The sequence below is a fragment of the Nocardioides sp. Root151 genome, assembly GCF_001427925.1.
Classification (GTDB): Bacteria; Actinomycetota; Actinomycetes; order Propionibacteriales; family Nocardioidaceae; genus Nocardioides.
Genome location: NZ_LMGG01000007.1, coordinates 543,142 through 562,119, shown reverse-complemented (window position 1 = coordinate 562,119; position 18,978 = coordinate 543,142). Strand labels below are relative to the sequence as shown.

At 70.6% G+C, this 18,978-nt stretch carries 16 protein-coding genes; 8 read left to right on the top strand and 8 right to left on the bottom strand.

Going from position 1 to position 18,978, the window contains the following annotated elements; translation table 11 throughout:
* Nucleotides 1-15 precede the first annotated feature (15 nt).
* The gene (locus ASD66_RS20200; protein WP_056892034.1) at nt 16-975 is read left to right on the top strand and encodes a DUF4349 domain-containing protein; all 960 of its coding nucleotides are present in this window, start codon (nt 16-18) and stop codon (nt 973-975) included.
* A gap of 1 nt (nt 976) precedes the next feature.
* On the opposite strand, the gene hemE is transcribed toward ASD66_RS20200, so the two are convergent.
* Nucleotides 977-2,014 carry a uroporphyrinogen decarboxylase gene (gene hemE / locus ASD66_RS20195; RefSeq protein WP_235530175.1) on the bottom strand — a complete coding sequence of 346 codons (1,038 nt, stop codon included), beginning with the start codon at nt 2,012-2,014 and terminating at the stop codon, nt 977-979.
* Between the two features lie 71 nt (nt 2,015-2,085).
* Between hemE and ASD66_RS20190 the strand changes: the two genes are divergently transcribed.
* Together ASD66_RS20190 and ASD66_RS20185 are read left to right on the top strand one after the other, a co-directional pair.
* On the top strand, nt 2,086-2,712 hold the full coding sequence (locus ASD66_RS20190; protein ID WP_056892033.1) for a DUF3000 domain-containing protein: 627 nt from the start codon (nt 2,086-2,088) through the stop codon (nt 2,710-2,712).
* Nucleotides 2,709-4,046 carry an HRDC domain-containing protein gene (locus tag ASD66_RS20185; RefSeq protein WP_056892032.1) on the top strand — a complete coding sequence of 446 codons (1,338 nt, stop codon included), beginning with the start codon at nt 2,709-2,711 and terminating at the stop codon, nt 4,044-4,046. The genes ASD66_RS20190 and ASD66_RS20185 overlap by 4 nt, the downstream gene beginning before the upstream one ends.
* A gap of 48 nt (nt 4,047-4,094) precedes the next feature.
* Here the strand turns inward: ASD66_RS20185 and ASD66_RS20180 are convergent, their stop codons facing one another.
* Nucleotides 4,095-5,426 (bottom strand): ABC transporter substrate-binding protein, encoded by a 1,332-nt coding sequence (locus ASD66_RS20180; RefSeq protein ID WP_156393725.1) that lies wholly within the window; start codon nt 5,424-5,426, stop codon nt 4,095-4,097.
* Between the two features lie 100 nt (nt 5,427-5,526).
* Between ASD66_RS20180 and ASD66_RS20175 the strand changes: the two genes are divergently transcribed.
* Nucleotides 5,527-6,306, top strand: a complete 780-nt coding sequence (locus ASD66_RS20175) for a hypothetical protein (protein ID WP_156388814.1) — start codon at nt 5,527-5,529, stop codon at nt 6,304-6,306.
* Between the two features lie 14 nt (nt 6,307-6,320).
* On the opposite strand, the gene ASD66_RS20170 is transcribed toward ASD66_RS20175, so the two are convergent.
* The 5 genes from ASD66_RS20170 to ASD66_RS20150 all read right to left on the bottom strand — a co-directional run bounded on the left by ASD66_RS20170 (nt 6,321) and on the right by ASD66_RS20150 (nt 12,896).
* Nucleotides 6,321-7,184: an aldo/keto reductase gene (locus tag ASD66_RS20170; RefSeq protein ID WP_056685826.1), complete on the bottom strand. Its 864-nt coding sequence runs from the start codon at nt 7,182-7,184 to the stop codon at nt 6,321-6,323.
* Between the two features lie 11 nt (nt 7,185-7,195).
* Nucleotides 7,196-7,582 carry a type II toxin-antitoxin system PemK/MazF family toxin gene (locus tag ASD66_RS25055; RefSeq protein WP_056892030.1) on the bottom strand — a complete coding sequence of 129 codons (387 nt, stop codon included), beginning with the start codon at nt 7,580-7,582 and terminating at the stop codon, nt 7,196-7,198.
* Between the two features lie 238 nt (nt 7,583-7,820).
* Nucleotides 7,821-8,408: a hypothetical protein gene (locus ASD66_RS20160; RefSeq protein WP_235530174.1), complete on the bottom strand. Its 588-nt coding sequence runs from the start codon at nt 8,406-8,408 to the stop codon at nt 7,821-7,823.
* A gap of 126 nt (nt 8,409-8,534) precedes the next feature.
* Nucleotides 8,535-12,404: an ATP-dependent RNA helicase HrpA gene (gene hrpA, locus ASD66_RS20155; protein WP_056892028.1), complete on the bottom strand. Its 3,870-nt coding sequence runs from the start codon at nt 12,402-12,404 to the stop codon at nt 8,535-8,537.
* Nucleotides 12,405-12,476: 72 nt separating this feature from the next.
* A complete protein-coding gene (locus tag ASD66_RS20150) occupies nt 12,477-12,896 on the bottom strand; it encodes a hypothetical protein (RefSeq protein ID WP_056892027.1) in 420 nt (139 codons plus the stop codon).
* Between the two features lie 134 nt (nt 12,897-13,030).
* Between ASD66_RS20150 and ASD66_RS20145 the strand changes: the two genes are divergently transcribed.
* The 4 genes from ASD66_RS20145 to ASD66_RS20130 are packed head-to-tail and all read left to right on the top strand — an operon-like array spanning nt 13,031 to nt 18,413.
* The gene (locus tag ASD66_RS20145; protein WP_056685808.1) at nt 13,031-13,738 is read left to right on the top strand and encodes a response regulator transcription factor; all 708 of its coding nucleotides are present in this window, start codon (nt 13,031-13,033) and stop codon (nt 13,736-13,738) included.
* A complete protein-coding gene (locus ASD66_RS20140; RefSeq protein WP_056892026.1) occupies nt 13,735-15,162 on the top strand; it encodes a sensor histidine kinase in 1,428 nt (475 codons plus the stop codon). Before ASD66_RS20145 ends, ASD66_RS20140 begins: the two co-directional genes overlap by 4 nt.
* A 51-nt stretch (nt 15,163-15,213) precedes the next feature.
* Complete coding sequence (locus ASD66_RS25580) at nt 15,214-17,172, top strand: ArnT family glycosyltransferase (protein WP_056892025.1); 1,959 nt, start codon at nt 15,214-15,216, stop codon at nt 17,170-17,172.
* The gene (locus ASD66_RS20130; RefSeq protein WP_056892024.1) at nt 17,169-18,413 is read left to right on the top strand and encodes a bifunctional glycosyltransferase family 2/GtrA family protein; all 1,245 of its coding nucleotides are present in this window, start codon (nt 17,169-17,171) and stop codon (nt 18,411-18,413) included. Before ASD66_RS25580 ends, ASD66_RS20130 begins: the two co-directional genes overlap by 4 nt.
* Here ASD66_RS20130 and ASD66_RS20125 read toward each other — a convergent pair.
* Nucleotides 18,340-18,939 (bottom strand): TetR/AcrR family transcriptional regulator, encoded by a 600-nt coding sequence (locus ASD66_RS20125; RefSeq protein ID WP_056892023.1) that lies wholly within the window; start codon nt 18,937-18,939, stop codon nt 18,340-18,342. The two genes, ASD66_RS20130 and ASD66_RS20125, sit on opposite strands and share 74 nt — an antisense overlap.
* Between the last annotated feature and the right edge of the window lie 39 nt (nt 18,940-18,978).

Sequence of the window (18,978 nt, the reverse complement as noted above, 5' to 3'; positions counted from 1 at the left end):
GGGCGTCCCATCCTCATGAAGACCTCTCCCACGAAGTTCGCGGTGGCCCTGCTGGCCGCCGGACTGATTGCACTCACGGGTTGCTCCTCGGGCGACTCCGACTCCTCCGGCGACACCAGCCGGAATGCGGTCGCGGCCGATGGCCTGGCCGCCGAGGACGCGCCGAGCGAGGGCGACGGCGAGGCGACCCTGAAGACCCAGTCCGATTCCGGCTCGGACGCCGGCGGCACCCGCGACAACGGCGGCGCCAACCGACCGGCGCCGGCCACCAAGGCCATGATCAACACCGGCACCGTCTCGCTGGCCAGCCCCGACACCGAGAAGGCGCGTTTCGACCTCCAGAAGGTGGTCGACAGCCATGGCGGCACCATCGCCGAGGAGGAGACCTCGACCGAGGACGACGGCACCATCCGTCGCTCACGCGTGGTCGTTCGCGTGCCGGCGAGGGAGTTCGCCGACGCAATGAAGGAGCTGAAGAAGGTCGCCGAGCTCACCGGTTCCAGCCAGGGCTCGGAGGACGTCACCACCCAGGTGATCGACACCGAGGTGCGGGTCCGCGCCCAGGAGAAGAGTCTCAAGCGCATCGAGCTGTTGCTGGCCCGGGCCGAGAGCATCGCCGACATCGTCTCGATCGAGGCCCAGCTGACCTCACGCCAGGCCGAGCTCGACTCCCTCAAGTCACAGCAGGCCTACCTCGAGGACCAGACCAGCCTCTCCACGATCACGGTCCACCTCGAGCACCAGACCGCGGCGGCGGCCAAGGAGAAGAAGGACGACGAGCACAACGCGTTCGTCGGCGGCCTGCTCGACGGGTGGCACGCGCTCACCGGCGTCGGTGCCGGCCTCGCCACGGTGGTCGGGGCGCTGCTGCCCTTCGCCGTGGTGCTCGGCATCCTGGGCTACCCGGTGCTGGTGCTGGCACGCCGACTGCGCACCCGTCAGCAGGTCGCCCCGCAGGTCGCGAACGCCGAGTAGGTCAGAGCGGGTACGCCTGGACGAACTCCGTCAGCGCCTTCAGCTGGTCGGGGTTCGTCGAGGGGATGACCCCGTGGCCGAGGTTGAAGATGTGGCCCTTGGCGGCCCGGCCGGCCTCGATGATCTCGGCGGCACGCGCGGTCATCACGTCGGTCGGTGCGAAGACCAGGGTCGGGTCGAGGTTGCCCTGGACGGCCCGGTCACCGACCGCCCTGATGCCGTCCGCGAGCGGCGTACGCCAGTCGACACCGACCACGTCGGCGCCGGCCTCACCCATCAGCGGCAGCAGGTTCGACGTACCGACGCCGAAGTGGATGCGCGGGACGCCGAGCTCGCCGGCAGCGGCGAGCACCTTCGCGGAGTGCGGCATGACGTGCTCGCGGTAGTCGCCCGGGGTGAGCGCGCCGGCCCACGAGTCGAAGAGCTGTACGGCGGACGCACCGGCCTCGACCTGCACCTCGAGGTACGCCGCGGCGATGCCACCGATCTTGCGCATCAGCGCGTCCCACACGTCGGGGGCGCCGAACATCATCGCCTTGGTCTTCGCGTGCTCCTTCGACGGACCGCCCTCGACCAAGTAGGACGCCACCGTGAACGGGGCGCCGGCGAAGCCGATCAGTGGAGTGGCGCCGAGCTCGGCGACCAGGTTCTGCACGGCCTTGGTGATGAAGGGGACGTGCTCGGGAGTGAGGTCGGGGATCGCGGCGACGTCGGCCAGCGTCTCGACCGGCTTCGCGACCACCGGGCCGATGCCGGGCAAGATGTCGAGGTCGACACCCACCGCCTTGAGCGGCAGCACGATGTCGGAGAAGAAGATGGCCGCGTCGACGCCGTACCGGCGGACCGGCTGGAGGGTGATCTCGGTGACCAGGTCGGCGTCCATGCACGACTCGAGCATGCCGATGCCCTCGCGGACCTTGAGGTACTCCGGCAGGGAGCGCCCCGCCTGCCGCATGAACCACACCGGGGTGTGCGGAACGGGCTCGCCGCGGGCGGCCCGGAGGAAGGCGGAGTCGTGCAGGTCGGTGGAGGCAGTCACACCGCGAATCTTCGCAGGTCAGGCGGCGTGGCACACAACGGACCCTTCGGACTCGCCCTACTGTGGAGGGCATGGTGGTCCGTCAAGAGGCGCACCCCGGGTCGGGTGCGGGCCTACCCCCCGAGGATTTCCGGGTTGCGGTCGAGAGCATGCGAGCAGCCCGGCTGCGTCCCGAGGTGCTGTGTGAGTCAATGCCCGCGCCCCAACGCATCGCTCCCTACGCCAGCGCACTCTCCGCAGACGTCACCGTCGACGACGCCGACATCGGCACCGGGCGCATCATCTTGTTGCACGACCCGGCCGGCAACGACGCCTGGGCGGGCACGTTCCGCTTCGTGGCCTACGCCCGCGCCGAGATCGACCCCGAGATGGTCACCGACCCGATGCTCGGAGCAGTCGGCTGGTCCTGGCTGACCGAGGCCCTCGAGGCCCACGGCGCCGAGTTCGTCGCCCCCTCCGGCACCGTCACCCGCGTCGCGACCGAGAGCTTCGGCTCGATGGCCGACGAGGACGCCACCGCACAGCTCGAGGTGCGCGCCTCATGGACGCCGGCCGGTCCCGACAACGGCAACTTCGACGTCTCGGCCCACGTCGAGGCGTGGGGCGAGCTGCTCTGCACGGCGGTCGGGCTCGAGCCCGTGCCCGAGGGAGTGACCGCCATCCCGAGCCGTCGCGGCCAGCGCGGTCCCGCCCAGTGAGCGATCCGGGCGACACACCTGACGAGGCCTCCGCCGAGGCGGCTCCGGAGGGCACCACCGACGCGGCCCCGGAGCCCGAGCCGGCTCCCCTGCTGACCCTGCGTGACGGACTTCCTCCGGTGATCGACACCGACGCCGGGCTGGCCGACGTGGTGGCCCGCTTCGCCGCAGGCACCGGGCCGGTGGCGATCGACGCCGAGCGGGCCTCCGGCTACCGCTACTCCGCCCGCGCCTACCTGATCCAGCTGCGGCGCGAGGGCTCGGGCACCGCACTGGTCGACCCGATCGCGTTCGACAACCTCGACGACCTGCAGGTCGCCCTCGAGGGCGTGGAGTGGATCCTGCACGCCGCCACACAGGACCTCGCCTGCCTGGCCGAGGTCGGCCTGCGCCCGTCGTCGCTCTTCGACACCGAGCTCGCCGGCCGGCTGCTCGGCTATCCCCGCGTCGGGCTGGCCACCCTCGTCGAGACCACGCTCGGCATGCACCTGCGCAAGGAGCACTCCGCGGCCGACTGGTCGAGGCGCCCGCTGCCCGAGTCGTGGCTCGAGTACGCCGCACTCGACGTCGAGCCGCTCATCGAGCTGCGGGCCGTGATGGCCTCCGAGCTCGACGAGTCGGGCAAGGCCGGCTGGGCCCGCGAGGAGTTCGACCACCTACTCGACTTCACCCCGGCCGTGCGCGCCGAACCCTGGCGCCGTACGTCGCAGCTGCACCGGGTGCGTGGACGTCGCGCGCTGGCCGCCGTACGCGCGCTCTGGGAGACCCGCAACCGCATCGCCGAGCAGCGCGACGTCACGCCCGGCCGCATCCTGCCCGACTCGGCGATCATCGCCGCCGCGCTGGCACTGCCCGTCGACAAGGCCGCCCTGCTGGGCACCAGCGGCTTCCACGGCCGCGGCGCCGACCGCTACTCCTCACAGTGGGTGGCCGCGCTGGCCGAGGCCCGCGGGCTGTCCGAGAGCGAGCTGCCGCAACGCGGACCGCGCGGCGACGGGCCGCCGGTGCCGCGCACCTGGATCGACAAGGACCCGGTGGCCGCACGCCGGCTCACCGCGGCACGCGCCGGGATGGCCACGCTCGCGGAGACCAACAACCTGCCGGTGGAGAACCTGCTGACCCCCGACACGCTGCGACGCGTGCTCTGGACCCCGCCCGGGACCCGCGAGCCGGCTGCGCTGGCGCAGGCCGTGCAGGAACAGCTCGCCGGTCACGGCGCGCGGCCGTGGCAGATCGGGCTCGTCGAGCCGGTCCTCACCGCCGCCATCCTGGCTGCCGACGAGGAACCCGAGGACGCAGACACGCCAACCGACGCCCCGTCCTCCGACGGATAGTCCCCAACGCCTGGCTCCCGGGAGGGGTCAGACGTTGGGGACTGTCGGTCAGTTGGTGGCGGTCTCGGAGGGTTCGTCCTGGTTCTCCAGGATCGACTTGGAGGCCTCGTCGATCGCCTCGGTCAGCTCCTCGAGGTTGAGCACCCGGTTGAAGAACAGCTTGTAGATCGGGGCGTGCACGGCCTCTTCGAGGTCGTCCCACGAGTCGAGCAGCGGCGGCTGGACGATGTTGCGGACGGTCTGGTTGAAGACCGCGGCGTGGGCCGGCAGCTGGTCGGGCTGGAGGAACGCCTCGCCCTCGGCGACCTCGTTGTTCGACGGCACGAGGTAGCCGGCCTCGGCGACCCGCTCGACCGCCTCGGTCGAGATGATGTCGACGATGAAGTCGGCCGCCGCGGAGACGCTGGAGGGTTCAGCGCTGATGCAGAGACCGCTCACATCGCCCACCGTCGTCTGGCTGTCGAGCACCGGCATCGGCATCACGTCGAAGCTGAGGCTCGGCGTCTTGCGCAGCTCGGGCACCATGTTGCGGTAGCCAGCGATCATGCCGAGCTTGCCGGTCTTGAAGCGGTCGAGCGCCGACTCCTTGCGCAGCTGGCGCGGGGTCAGGTTCACCTTCGACGGGCGCAGCACCCGCAGCGTGCGCGACAGTGCGTCACGGCTCGCGTCGTCGGAGAGGGTCAGCGTGGTGGGGTCGGCCGGGTCGTCGAACAGCTGGCCGTCACCGGAGTAGACGAACGGGGCCAGGCCCTCGAGCGTCGGGTCGATGTAGACACCCTTCGCACCGGGGCGGCTGGCGGCGAACTCGGCGGCCGCGTTGAACTGGTCGAGGGTCCAGGCGGCGTGCGAGGCCGGGGAGTCGAGGCCCTGCTCCTTCATCGCATCCCAGTCGATCAGGTTGGTGTTGTAGTAGATGACCATCGGCGAGACGCCGTACGGCATGCACTGCAGGCGACTGTCGAGGGAGAACGAGTCGATCGCGTCGCGCTTGTAGTAGTCGCCGAAGTCGACGCCGCGCGAGTCGAGCAGCTCCTCGAGGGGCTGGTTGAGGCCCTGCTTGGCCACCTCGGCCAGGTCTCGCTGGGAGAGCAGGTAGACGTCCGGAGGGTTCTTCGCGTTGAGTCGGTCGATGACCTCGTCGGCGTCCGCGGCGTGCTGCAGGGTCACCTTCATGGTCGGGTGGTCGACGTTGAACTGGTCGACGGTCGACTGCATCGCCTCGACCTCTTCGTCGGCTCCATAAGCCATGAAGCTCAGCTTGACCGGGTTCTTCACGGTCCCGACCGGGTCCTGCTGGGGCTCACCCGTCTCGGTGTCGCACGCTCCCGCCAGCATCGCCAACAGAACCGCTCCACACACCATTGCCGCACGAGTCTTCACGCCCGAACGCCCTTTCCTCGCTGCACCATGTCCCGACACGATATCGGGACACACCGAAGCGTCGACCTGCAGCACATGCATTCACCCCTACGCTGACCGCATGGCATCCCTTCCCCGCCCCCTGTCCCGCGTGGCAGTCGGTCTCTTCGCCGCGCTGGTGCTGACCTCCTGTGGCAGCGAATCGGGCCCCGACGACACCTCGGGTGCGGACCCTTCCGACACCGCATCGGTCGAGGCCTCCGACGTGCCCAGTGAGAGCGCCCCGACCGAGACCGAGTCCTCCCCACCGCCGAGCTCGTCGAGCGCCTCGTCCGCACCGAGTACGACGACCGAGGCTCCGGTGACCTCTCCCGTCGACGACCTGTTCCTCACCGCCGACGAGATGCCCGGGCTCAACGACATCACCGTCTGGACCGACGCCGGAACGAAGCCCGAAGGCAGTGACCCGTTCGGCGACTGCGCGAAGTTCTCGCTGGTCGACTCGGGTGCCGACGAGGCCTGGATCCGCACCTTCAAGGCCGACGGCAACCAGCGCGCCGCCCAGCTGATCGCCACCTTCGCCGATGACAAGTCGGCCTGGCGGGTGGAGCAGGTGCTACGCGGGTGGCACCGTGACTGCGCCGCCCAGCTGAACGCCGACGTCGAGCAGGTCAACCCGCTGCAGGCCGCGCAGGTGTCGGCCGGCAAGTCGTTCACCTACCTGCTCCAGTTCGGTCAGAAGGACGCCCAGGACCACCACTTCAACGGCGTCGCGGTGAACCGGGTCGGCTCACGCCTCTCGATCGTGCTGATCGACAACCAGGGCCAGGACTACAACTACGAGCCCGGCCAGGAGCCGGCCCAGCAGGCCGCCCGCGCGGTCGCGGAGAAGCTCGGCTGACGTCCACGAGCGGGTCAGGCGTTCAGGCGGGCCAGCTCGTCGGCGCTGAGCTCGAGGTGGGTGGCCTCCGCCGTGTCGCGGATCGACGCGGGGCGGCTGGCCCCGGGGATCGGGATGATGCTCGGCGAGCGGGCCAGCAGCCAGGCGATGCAGGCCTGCTGCGGGCTCACGCCGTGGGCCTCCCCCACCTCGGCGAAGGCCTTGAAGTCGTCGGCCAGGTCGGCCGCGTGGCGCATGCCGCCCATCGGGCTCCACGGCAGGAACGCCAGCCCGAGCTCCTCGCAGAGCTCCAGCTCCGGCTCGCTGCTGCGGAAGCTGGGGCTGAACTGGTTCTGCACGCTGACCAGCGCGTCACCGAGGATGCCGTGCGCCTCCCTGATCTGGTCGGGGTCGGCGTTGGACAGCCCGACGCGCTGCACCAGCCCGTCGTCGTACAACTCCTTGAAGGCGCCGATGGTCTCGGCGTACGGCACCGCCGGGTCGGGGCGGTGGTGCTGGTAGAGGTCGATCGACTCGACGCCGAGCCGCTTGAGCGAGCCCTGCACGGCCTCGCGGATCCATTCGGGACGCCCGTCGACCGGCCAGTCGGCACCGTCGCGACGGATGCCGCCCTTGGTGGCGATGAGTACGTCGGGTGAGCCGGCGGCGCGCAACGCCTCGGCGATCAGCTCCTCGTTGTGGCCCAGCCCGGGGCCGTCGGGCGCGTAGCAGTCGGCGGTGTCGATGAACGTCACGCCGACCTCGAGCGCCGCGTGCACGGTCGCGATCGCCTCGTCGCGCGGCGGCAGCTCACCGGTCGCGAAGCGGACGCGGGACAGCGGCATCCCGCCGAGTCCGATGGCACTGACGGAGCGGTCACCCAGCTGTCGTGTCTGCATGCCTCCAGACGCTACCCGTCGAGTGTGCCGTGGGCCCGTGCGCCTTCGACGACCCGCTCGAAGACCTCGCGGTCGAGGGCGGCACCCTCGCGACGGAGGCCGCTGTCGGGAAGCCGCAGGAGACGGTTGAGGCGCACCTCGCTCGGCCGGCCCTCGCGGTCCCAGCCGCCGGTGCCGACGTCCATCCAGAACCGACCCTCCTCGGCCTCCTGGACCTCGTCGCGGTCGTGGTCCTTCGAGGTGAGCTGCAGGGCCAGCCACGTGTCGCCGTCCTTGCCGAGCAGCACGACCGGACGGTCCTTGCCCTGGCTGGCGTCCTCCTCGTAGGGAACCCAGGCCCACACCACTTCACCCGGATCCGGCTCGCCGTTCTCGACCGGTGCGTACGTCGCGTCCATGCGAGCGACCCTAACTTCCCGGTAACCGGCGAAGTTGCCGCGGATGGTTGGTGCGGCGATTACAATTGCCGAAGTACGCCGGACCGCGGCAGCCCCGGGTCCCAAAATTAGCCGCTTAGAGCGGCCACGCGCCGTGAGGCGCTCCCGGTCCGGCGTACTCAGACCACGTTGCTGAACAGCGCGGAAGATCCCAGTCACCTGATGACCGGGATCGTCCGCGTTGTCCGGAATGCCGCGATCAGGCCAGGCCGACGGCCAGCTCCTGATGGGCGGCCGTCTCGAGCTGTTCGGAGAGCACCAGCATCTGCCGCGCATCGGGACTGTGCAGGTGGGCGCGACCGACCGCCACCACGCGGGCGAAGGCCGAGGCCCGCAGGAGCACGTCGGCGAAGGCGCTCTCGGAGATGCCGGTCAGCACCGTGTCGATCATCGTGCGGACCTGGTCGGGCCCGGGCGGGTCGGCGACCCCGGCCACGACGCGGGCGACCTGGGCGGCGGCGCGTCCGGCCTCGAACTGGGACGACGCCAGCTGCGGCGAGGCGTGCACCCAGGCCCGCAAGACGTAGAGACGCCAGAGGCACCCCGCCAGCGAGTCGGACGGCGCACCGGACCACAGGTCGGCCAGCGTCTCGAGTCCCTCGGTCTCGGCCAGCCGCAACAGGCGCTGCGCCACCTCGCGGTCGTCGCTGTCCCGGGCACCTCGCACGAGGAGGAACGCGGCGCGGTCGGCCGCCTCGGAGACCAGCGCCGGATCAGTGCCGCCGACCATGCCGTCGAAGAAGTCGGAGGTCTGCATGGTCGGGCGGTGGTGCGGGCGTTCAGTCACCCGACCACATTACCCACGGGCCGCGAAGCCGGTGGGCCGGCACTTGTGCGGTGCTGTGGTCGCTTCCGCCGCGTCACAACGCGTGTGGAGCGACCATAACCCCGCGTTACTTGGGCAGGGCGGGGTTCAGCCGAGGGCCTTGCGGATCCGGGCGTCGCTGACGGTCTGCGCGGTGCCGAGGTGCTGCGCCCACAGCGAGACGCGGTACTCCTCCAGCATCCAGCGCACCTTGCGCAGCGCAGCACCCGGCGGGCGCCCCTGGGGCAACGCCTCCACGCGGTGCAGCCACGCGTTCTGCAGCTCGCTCATCTGGTCCATCACCTGCCGGTCCTTGGCGACCTGCGAGTCGAGCCGCTCCCGTCGTACGTCGATCGCGGCGAGGTAGCGCGGCAGCTCACGCAGCTGCGGCAGCCCGGCGTCGGCGACGAAGCCCCGGTGCACCAGCCGGTCGAGCTGGGCCCGCATGTCCGTGATCGCGGAGAGCGTGGACATGTCGGCCCGGCCGCTGAGCGTCCTGTCGGTGCGCCGCCACGCCTCCAGCACCCGGAACACGTCGTGCATGACGCCACGCACGTGGGCGGGCAGGTCCGTCGCCACGACCGCGGCGAGGGCGGCGTACTCCTCCGGTGTGCGAACCGGGGGGCGGGCGTCGATGGCCTGCTGCAGCACGGCCGCGCGGCAGTCCTCGAGCAGCTCGGTGACGTTCGGGTACGGCGACCCGGCCAGTGCCAGCTTCTCGGCATTGCCCAGCGAGTCGAGGATCTCCTTGACCGGCGACGGGGTGCCGAGCAGCAACAGGCGGCGTACGCCGAGGCGGTGCCGGGCCTCCTGCTCGTCGGCGGAGCCGAAGACCTGCAGGCCCACGGTCGAACCCTCGTCGACCAGCGCCGGGTAGCCGCGCACCTCGTGGCCGGCGCGCACCTGGGTGAACGACGACTCGATGACGCCGAAGGTCCAGGAGGTCTGGCCGGTGACGGTGATCCCCGAGTCGGCGGCGACCTCGGCCATCGCGGCCGCGAACTTCGGGCGCAGCGGTTCCTTGAGCGCCTCGAGGTCCTTGCCACGGGCCTGCTCGCGACCCGACTCGTCGACCACGCGGAACGTTGGCCGCAGGTGCTCGGGGACCTTGTCCCAGTCCCACGCGTCGCGGGGCACGACCACGCCCGTGGTGGCGCGGAACCAGCGTTCGAGCGCCTCGAGCAGCGGTTCGTCACCGGCGGGTACGGCGGCCAGGAACTCGCGGGCCTTGTTGGGTGCGGGGACGAAGTTGACCCGCAGGTTCTTCGGCAGGCTGCGGATCAGCGCGGTGACCAGCTCTTCGCGCAGGCCGGGCACGTTCCAGCTGAACTGGTCGGCCTCGACCCGGTTGAGGGTGGCCACCGGGACATCGATGGTCAGGCCGTCGTCGACCGAGCCGGGCTCGAAGTGGTAGCCGATGTCGAACGTCAGGCCCTCGGCGTGCCACAGCTCGGGGTAGTCGTCGGCCTGCACCTCGTCGGCTGTGTCGTGGGTGAGCATGCGCGGGTCGAAGGTGAGCAGGTTTCCGTTGCGTTGCCGCTCCTTCTTCCACCAGGTGTCGAAGTGCGCGCCGCTGACCACGTCGGCGCCGATCCGCGCGTCATAGAAGTCGAACAGCGTGTGCTCGTCGACCACGATGTCGCGGCGACGGGCGCGGTGCTCGAGCTCCTCGGCCTCCTTCAGCAGGGCCAGGTTCTTCGCGTAGAACTTGTGGTGCGTCGACCACTCGCCATAGACCAAGGCGTGCCGGATGAAGAGCTCGCGGGCCAGCTCGCGGTCGACGTTGCCGTAGTTGATCAGTCGATCAGCGACGAGCGGTACGCCGTACAACAGGACCCGCTCGCGGGCCATCACGGCGGCCCGCTTGGCCGACCAGTGCGGCTCGGAGTAGTTGCGCTTGACCAGGTGGGCGCCAAGGCGTTCGGCCCACTCAGGGTTGATCGCGGCGTTCTGCCGGGCCCACAACCGGCTGGTCTCGACGAGCTCGGCGGCCATCAGGAACTGCGGGTTCTTCCGGGCCAGGCCGGAGCCGGGGAAGATCGCGAAGCGGGCACCGCGGGCACCGAGGTACTCGCGCATCGGACGACGGCCACTCTTCGGCTTCCCGGCGGGCTCCTTCTCCTCCAGCGCGCCGATGTGGGAGAGCAGACCGGAGAGCAGCGCCTGGTGGATGCCGTCGGAGTCGGGAGTATCGGCAGTCGAGTCTTTTTCGGTGGTCGAGTGGCGAGCGCCAGCGAGCGTATCGAGACCCATCTCCCTGCACACCTGGCGCAACTGGGACTCGAAGTCCTGCCATTCGCGCACGCGCAGGTAGTTGAGGAACTCCTTCTTGCACATGCGGCGGAACGCGCTGGACGACAGGTCCTTCTGCTGCTTCTTGAGATAGCGCCAGAGGTTGAGCCACGACATGAAGTCGGACTCAGGATCCTTGAAGCGGGCGTGCTGCTGGTCGGCCTGGGCCTGGAGGTCGGCCGGACGCTCGCGCGGGTCCTGCAACGACAGTGCGGCCGCGATGACGACCACCTCGCGCACGCAGCCGAGTCTTTCGGCCTCGAGGATCATCCGACCCAGGCGCGGATCGATCGGCAGTCTGGCCAGGCGTCCGCCGAGCCTGGTCAGCTTGGGGCCGGTCACGGCGCCGAGCTCTTCGAGAAGCTGGGTGCCGGCCTGCACGTTGCGCTTGTCGGGCGGCTCGACGAACGGGAAGCGGCCGACCTCACCCAGGCCGAGCGAGGTCATCTGGAGGATCACCGAGGCCAGGTTGGTGCGCAGGATCTCGGGCTCGGTGAACTCGGGACGCGCCTCGAAGTCCTCCTCGGAGTAGAGCCGGATCGCCACACCCGCCGCGACACGACCGCAGCGGCCTGAGCGTTGGTTGGCTGAGGCCTGGCTGATCGCCTCGATCGGCAGCCGCTGAACCTTCGTGCGCACCGAGAACCTGGAGATGCGGGCGACACCGGAGTCGACGACGTAGCGGATGCCGGGCACGGTCAGCGAGGTCTCGGCGACGTTGGTGGCGAGTACGACGCGGCGCCCGCGGCCCGACCTGGGCGCCTCGAAGACCCGGTGCTGCTCTGCGGAGGAGAGCCGCGAGTAGAGCGGCACGACCTCGAGCCTGTCGCGCAGGTTGAGGTCTCCCAGCACGTCGGCGGTGTCGCGGATCTCGCGCTCGCCCGGCAGGAAGACCAGGATGTCGCCGGGGCCCTCGGCGGAGAGCTCCTTGACCGCCTCGACGATCGCCTCGGTCTGGTCGCGTACGACGACCTCGCCCTCGTCGTCGACGCCGTCCTTGTCGGTCGTGCCCGCCTGGATCAGCGGCCGGTAGCGCACCTCGACGGGGTAGGTACGGCCGGAGACCTCGATGATCGGCGCGGGGGTCTCGATACGCTCGCTGGCGCTCGCTACTCGACCACCGGAATCGAGTCCGAAGTGCTTCGCGAAGCGCTCGGGGTCGATCGTCGCCGAGGTGATGATCAGCTTGAGGTCGGGCCGCTTGGGCAGCAGCCGCTTGAGGTAGCCGAGGATGAAGTCGATGTTGAGGCTGCGCTCGTGGGCCTCGTCGATGATCAGGGTGTCGTACTTCTTGAGCATCCGGTCACGCTGCAGCTCGGCGAGCAGGATGCCGTCGGTCATCAGCTTCACGCGGCTGGCCCGGCTGGTGCGGTCGGTGAACCTGACCTGGTAGCCGATCACGTCACCGAGCTCGGTGCCGAGCTCTTCGGCGATGCGCTCGGCGACAGAACGCGCGGCGATCCGCCGGGGCTGGGTGTGCCCGATCAGCTTGCCCTCGCGGCCGCCCAGACCACGGCCCAGCTCGAGGCAGATCTTGGGCAGCTGGGTGGTCTTCCCGGAGCCGGTCTCGCCGGCCACGATCACCACCTGGTGGTCGCGAATGGCCGCAGCGATGTCCTCGCGACGGTCGCTGACGGGGAGGTCTGGGTAGGTGATCTTCAGGTCTGGCTGCACAACGTCGACCATTATCCCGGTCGACGCCACCGGGTTTCGCGGCGGCGCCGAACCCGGGCCAACCGTCGGGCCGGCGGACACGGGTCAGGAGGTGGTGCTGTCCTGCTGGCCGCCCTGGCCGGGCGGCGTCATTCCGTTCTGGCCGGGCATCTGCTGGCCGTTCTGGCCGGGCATCTGGCCGAAGTTGCCGGGGCCGTTGCCTCCGGGGCCGCGCATTCCTCCGGGCCCGTCGTCGGATCCGTTGCTGATCGCACCGAGCGCCGCACCACCCGCGCCGCCGAGGATCACGCTGGCCAGGGCCACCGCCGCCACGCCCCGGTAGCCGAGCACGCGGTCCTTCCACGGCCTCCGCTCGGCGGGTACGGCGGCCGGCGCCGGCGCCGCGAACTGCTGCGTCGACTCCTGCGGGACCGGTCGGTCATCGGGCTGCTGGGCGCCGTACGACGCGGCGTCGCTCCCCGTGGCCCGTCCGGGCACGTCGGGGTGCTGGTTCTCGTCAGTCATGTCTCCGAGCGTGCGCCGGAGACCTGTGCGCAGGCTGTGTGGGCGATGAAGCCAGCCTGTGCTTGCACAGGTTCACAGGGAGCACACAGGAACCTGACAGACTCTGCCCATCGGCGCGCGAGAGGTTGGTCACCATGGAGCTCACCAGACCTGACGGATCCCCCTTGCGCGTGCTCGTCGTTGACGACGAGGTCAACATCGCCGAGCTGCTCGCGATGGCGCTGCGCTACGAGGGACTCGACGTACGCCAGGCCCACACCGGCAGCAAGGCGGTGGCCGAGTCGAAGGCCTTCCGCCCCGACGCGGTGGTGCTCGACATGATGCTGCCCGACTTCGACGGCCTCGAGGTGCTCAAACGGATGCGCGGCACCGATCCCGACGTACCGGTGCTGTTCCTGACCGCGCGCGACGCCGTCGAGGACCGCATCGCCGGCCTGACCGCGGGCGGCGACGACTACGTCACCAAGCCGTTCTCCCTCGAGGAGGTGGTGGCCCGGCTGCGTGCCCTGATGCGGCGGGCCGGGGCATTGAACGCGCAGCAGGACAACGTGCTCACCGTCGGCGACCTCACCCTCGACGAGGACAGCCACGAGGTACGCCGCGGCAAGGACGAGGTCTCGTTGACCGCGACGGAGTTCGAGCTGCTGCGCTTCCTGATGCGCAACCCACGCAGGGTGCTGAGCAAGGCGCAGATCCTCGACCGGGTGTGGAACTACGACTTCGGCGGCCAGGCCAACGTGGTCGAGCTCTACATCTCCTACCTGCGCAAGAAGATCGACGCCGGCCGGGAGCCGATGATCCACACCATGCGCGGCGCCGGCTACGTCCTGAAGCCGGCATGATGCGCTGGCGCAGCCTGACCTGGCGACTGGTCGGCATCGCGGTGCTGCTGGTCGCGGTGACCAGCATCCTGATCGCCACGGCGACGACGCTGGCGATGCGGGCAAACCTCAACGCCCAACTGGACAAGGAGATCCGGACCACGTTGGACCGCGTGTCCGACGCGCCCCGAGTCCCAGCCGGCCAGACTGCGGGCCCCCTCCCCGACGGGGAACGAATCGGTCCCCCGCTCGGCACGATCACCCTGCAGGGCACCGGGGCGGGGTGGACGCGCGGAACCGTGGTCGTCGAGGTGAACGGCGCAACCTTCGGTGCGGCCGTCACCCTGTCCGACGAGCAGCTCGCCGCGTTCGCCGATGTCACCGACGACTCCCCCGAAACCCTGAACGTGCCCGACCTGCCCCGCTACCGCGTACTCGCGAAGACCACCAGGGACGGCGAGCGCGTGCTGGTCGGGATGACGACGGAGGAGGTGGACGGCACCCTGAGCGACCTGGTGCAGTGGGAGATGCTGGCCACCGTGCTCGGCGTACTCCTCGCGGCGACAGCCGGCAGTTTCGTCGTACGCCGGCAGCTGCAGCCGCTCAACGACGTCGCCGACACCGCCCACCGGGTGGCCGAGCAGCCGCTGGCATCCGGCGAGATCGACCTCACCGACCGGGTGCCCGAGCACCTGACCGACGAGCGCACCGAGGTAGGCCGCGTGGGAGCAGCCCTGAACACGCTGCTCGCCCACGTGGAGTCGAGCCTCGATGCCCGGCACCGCAGCGAGCAGCAGGTCCGCCAGTTCGTCGGCGACGCCTCGCACGAGCTGCGCACGCCACTGGCCACCATCAAGGGGTACGCCGAGCTGGCCCGGCGCCGACCGGACGACGCGGCGGGTGTGCTCGCCGCGCTCGACAAGGTGGAGGCCGAGTCCGGCCGGATGACCACGCTGGTCGAGGACCTCCTGCTGCTGGCCCGACTCGACTCGGGACGCCCGCTCGACTCCGCCCCGGTCGACCTGACCCGCCTGCTGCTCGAGGCGGTGGCCGATGCCCGCGTGCTCTCCCCCACCCATCAGTGGCGGCTCGACCTTCCCGCCGAGAGCGTCACCGTGCTGGGCGACGAGCAGCGGCTGCACCAGGTGGTGACCAACCTGCTCACCAACGCCCGCAAGTACACCCCCGCCGGCACGACGGTCACGGCCCGCGCCCGGCCCGGTGAGATCACGATCATGGACGACGGCCCGGGGTTCGCGCCGGAGCTGGCCGACACCGCGTTCGAGCGTTTCGTCCGCGGCGACGAGGCCCGCAACCGCGCGGGCGGCGTGGGCCTCGGCCTCTCGCTGGTCAAGGCGATCATGGAGGCCCACGGCGGCACGGTCGAGCTGTCCAGCCGGCCCGGCGAGACCCGGTTCACGTTGAGGTTCCCGACTCACAGGTGAGGGACAGGTTCCACCCACGGCTGACCCAGCCGAGCCGCCGAATGTTGCGGCATGGACACCCAGACCCTGCTGCCCGTCGTACGACCACCTGACCCGGGGACACCAGCCCGGCCAGGACCGCCCGCTCCCCGCGCGGTCCCCCGACCCGTGTGGGAGCGGGCGGCCCTGGCCGGGTTGCTGCTCGGCACGGCCGTGCTCTACCTGTGGGGCCTGTCGGAGTCCGGGTGGGCGAACTCGTTCTACGCCGCCGCGGCGCAGGCCGGCTCGGAGTCGTGGAAGGCGTTCCTCTTCGGCTCCTCCGACGCCGCCAACTCGATCACCGTCGACAAGACGCCCCTGTCCCTGTGGCCGATGGCACTCTCCATCCGCATCTTCGGGCTGTCGTCGTGGAGCCTGCTGGTTCCCCAGGCGCTGATCGGCGTCGGCTCCGTGGCCCTGCTGCACGCCACCGTGCGCCGTACGACGGGATCGGTGGGGGCCGGACTGCTGGCCGGGGCGATCCTGGCGTTGACCCCGGTGGCGGTGCTGATGTTCCGCTTCGACAACCCCGACGCGATGCTCGTGCTCCTGCTGATCGGCTCGATCCACGCAACCGTCCGAGCCCTCGAATCACCGCGCGCCATGCGGTGGTTGGCCCTCGGCGGGGCACTGGTCGGGCTCGCCTTCCTCACCAAGATGCTGCAGGCCTTCCTGGTGCTGCCGGCACTTGCGGCGGCGTACGCGCTCTTCGCCGTGGTGCCGTGGCGCCGTCGCATCGGCCACCTGCTGGTCGCCCTCGGGTCGATGATCCTCGCCGCCGGCTGGTGGATCGCGGTCGTCGAGCTCTGGCCGGCGTCGTCGCGGCCCTACATCGGCGGCTCGCAGGACAACTCGATCCTCGAGCTGACCCTGGGCTACAACGGCTTCGGCCGGCTGACCGGCGACGAGACCGGTTCGGTCGGCGGCGGCAACGGCTGGGGAGAGACCGGCTTCTGGCGGATGTTCAACTCCGAGATCGGCGGCCAGGCCTCCTGGCTGCTGCCGGCCGCGCTCGTCCTGGGCATCGCCGGGCTCTGGTTCTCCCGGAAGAACGGAGTCGCCGGACGCCGGGCCCGGGCCGGTCTCACCCTCTGGATGGGCTGGCTCGTGGTCACCTGGCTGACGTTCAGCTACATGGCCGGCATCTTCCACGCCTACTACACGGTCGCCCTGGCCCCGGCGGTCGCGGCAGTCGTCGCCATCGCCCTGCACGGGCTGTGGCAGAAGCGCGAGTCGCTCGTCGTCTCGGGGGTCCTCGCCTTCGTCACCGCCCTCACCAGCGCCTGGGCGTTCGTGCTGCTCGACCGGGCCGGCGACTGGCACCCCTGGTTGAAGTACGTCGTGGTCACCGTCGGCCTGGCCTGCGCGCTGATGCTGGGCGTCGTACGCATCCTCCCGCAAAGGGTGGCCGTCGTGGTCGCGGCCGGCGCACTGGTCGCCGTCCTCGCCGGGCCGTTCGCGTTCTCCCTCGCCACCGCGGCGACGCCGCACACCGGCTCGATCCCGAGCGCCGGGCCGAGCGGCACGGGCGGGATGGCTGGCATGGGCGGCATGGGTGGCGCACGCCCGGGCGGGGCGGGTGGCCCGGGCGGCACCGGCACCGGCACCGGCACCGGCAGCCTGCTCAACGGCAGCGACCCCTCGACCGCGCTGACCGAGCTGCTGCTGCAGAACTCCGACGCCTTCACCTGGGTGGCCGCGGCGTCCGGATCCAACGCGGCCTCCGGCTACCAGCTGGCCACGGAGGAACCGGTGATGGCGATCGGCGGCTTCAACGGCAGCGACCCGAGCCCGACACTGGCGCGGTTCCAGGAGTACGTCGCCGACGGCGAGGTCCACTGGTACATCGCCGGCGGAGGCATGGGCGGCATGGGCGGTGGCATGCGCGGTTCCGGCGCGTCGTCCGAGATCTCGCAGTGGGTGCAGGAGAACTTCACCGCGCAGACCGTCGACGGGGTCACGCTCTACGACCTCTCCGAAGGCGTCGCGTGAGTGCCGTCGAAGCCCTCGAGCCGGCACCCGTGCTCGAGGTGGTGATCCCGGTCCACAACGAGGAGGTCGCCCTCCCCCGGGCCGTCGCCATGCTGACCCGCCACCTGGCCGAGCTGCCGTGGACGTGGCAGGTCACCATCGCCGACAACGCCTCCACCGACGCCACTCCCTTGGTGGCCCGCCGACTCGCCCATGAGTACGACGGCGTGCGGGTCGTGACGCTCGCCGAAAAGGGCCGCGGCCGTGCGCTCAAGCAGGTCTGGCGCGAGTCGCAGGCCGACGTGCTCGCCTACATGGACGTCGACCTCTCGACCGACCTCAACGCCGTGCTGCCGCTGGTGGCCCCGTTGATCAGCGGGCACTCCGACGTCGCGATCGGCTCCCGACTCTCCCGCGGGGCACGGGTCACAAGGGGGCCGCGGCGGGAGCTGGTCTCCCGCTCCTACAACGTGATCCTGCGCTCCACGCTGCGGGCCCGGTTCCGCGACGCGCAGTGCGGCTTCAAGGCGCTGCGGCGCGACGTCGCCGAGGTGCTGCTGCCGTTGGTGGAGGACGACACGTGGTTCTTCGACACCGAGCTGCTGGTGCTGGCCGAGCGCTCGGGGCTGCGCATCCACGAGGTGCCGGTCGACTGGGTCGACGACCCGGACTCGCGCGTGGACGTCGTACGCACGGCGCTCGACGACCTGCGCGGCATCCGGCGGTTGGCGTGGTCGCTGGCGACCGGCCGACTGCCGATGGAGGCGGTGCGCGCCCAGCTCGGCACGGCCCGCGCGCAGGGTCGACCGGGTACTCAGCTCGCGCTGTTCGCCTGCGTGGGCGTGCTCAGCACCGCGGCGTACGCCGTGCTCTACCTGCTGTTCCGGCAGCTGATGCCGGGGCTCTGGGCGAACGCACTGGCCCTGCTGGTCACCGCGATCGGCAACACCGCCGTCAACCGTCGCTTCACGTTTGCGGTCAGCGGCGGCGGACACCTGCGGCACCATGCCCAGGGGCTCGCGGTGTTCGGCGTCGGGCTGGCGATGACCAGTGGGTCGCTGTGGCTGCTCGAGGCGGTGGAGCCGACCGCGTCGCATCGCGCCGAGGTCGTCGTACTCACGATCGCGAACCTCGTGGTGACCGTGATGCGCTTCCTGGCGATGCGGCTGTGGATGTTCGCGCCGCGACTCAGGACGGCTGGACGACCTCGACCAGGGCCGGCAGCGAACCGGCCAGCAGTTCGAGCACCTCGTCGCGACTGACCCCGTCGGGGTTCTCCGCCCAGGTGAGTGCCACGTCTTCGGCGAAGGCCGACCAGGCGTGCACCATCAGACGCGTCGCGGGAGTGTCGGGCAGGATCATGCCCTCGGCGTCCTCGTCGAAGAGCCGGTCGGTCAGCGCCCTGCGCGCCTCGTCGTAGATCGCGCGGATCGACGCGGTGCCGGCGGCCGCACCCTTGACCAGCGAGAGGTAGCCCTCGTAGTTGGCCACGACATAGTCGAGGTAGGCCGCCATCGAGGCCAACAGCCGTTCGAGCGGCTCCCCCTCACCCGGCGGCGCGGTCTGGGCGATCAGCTCGTCGGCGGCACGGCGTACGACGGCCTCATGGAAGTCGTGCTTGTTGCCGAAGTAGTGGTAGAGCAGCCCGCGCGAGATGCCGGCCTCCTCGGCGAGGATCTCGATCGAGAGCTCATCGAGCGAACGTGTCGCGAGCAGGGTGACCCCGAGGTCGAGCAGCTGCTCGCGGCGGGTCTCCGGGTTGAGCCGGATCCGCGGGGTGCTGGTCATGCGCCCCACCCTACTGAATTCTTTTCAACAGGACTATTG

Bases quoted from the DNA above. Each gene is read 5' to 3' on its own strand.
- ASD66_RS20200 (WP_056892034.1), top strand. From the start codon at position 16: ATGAAGACCTCTCCCACGAAGTTCGCGGTGGCCCTGCTGGCCGCCGGA.
- ASD66_RS20190 (WP_056892033.1), top strand. From the start codon at position 2,086: ATGGTGGTCCGTCAAGAGGCGCACCCCGGGTCGGGTGCGGGCCTACCC.
- ASD66_RS20175 (WP_156388814.1), top strand. From the start codon at position 5,527: ATGGCATCCCTTCCCCGCCCCCTGTCCCGCGTGGCAGTCGGTCTCTTC.
- ASD66_RS20170 (WP_056685826.1), bottom strand. From the start codon at position 7,184: ATGCAGACACGACAGCTGGGTGACCGCTCCGTCAGTGCCATCGGACTC.
- ASD66_RS25055 (WP_056892030.1), bottom strand. From the start codon at position 7,582: ATGGACGCGACGTACGCACCGGTCGAGAACGGCGAGCCGGATCCGGGT.
- hrpA (WP_056892028.1), bottom strand. From the start codon at position 12,404: ATGGTCGACGTTGTGCAGCCAGACCTGAAGATCACCTACCCAGACCTC.
- ASD66_RS20150 (WP_056892027.1), bottom strand. From the start codon at position 12,896: ATGACTGACGAGAACCAGCACCCCGACGTGCCCGGACGGGCCACGGGG.
- ASD66_RS20145 (WP_056685808.1), top strand. From the start codon at position 13,031: ATGGAGCTCACCAGACCTGACGGATCCCCCTTGCGCGTGCTCGTCGTT.
- ASD66_RS20140 (WP_056892026.1), top strand. From the start codon at position 13,735: ATGATGCGCTGGCGCAGCCTGACCTGGCGACTGGTCGGCATCGCGGTG.
- ASD66_RS25580 (WP_056892025.1), top strand. From the start codon at position 15,214: ATGGACACCCAGACCCTGCTGCCCGTCGTACGACCACCTGACCCGGGG.
- ASD66_RS20125 (WP_056892023.1), bottom strand. From the start codon at position 18,939: ATGACCAGCACCCCGCGGATCCGGCTCAACCCGGAGACCCGCCGCGAG.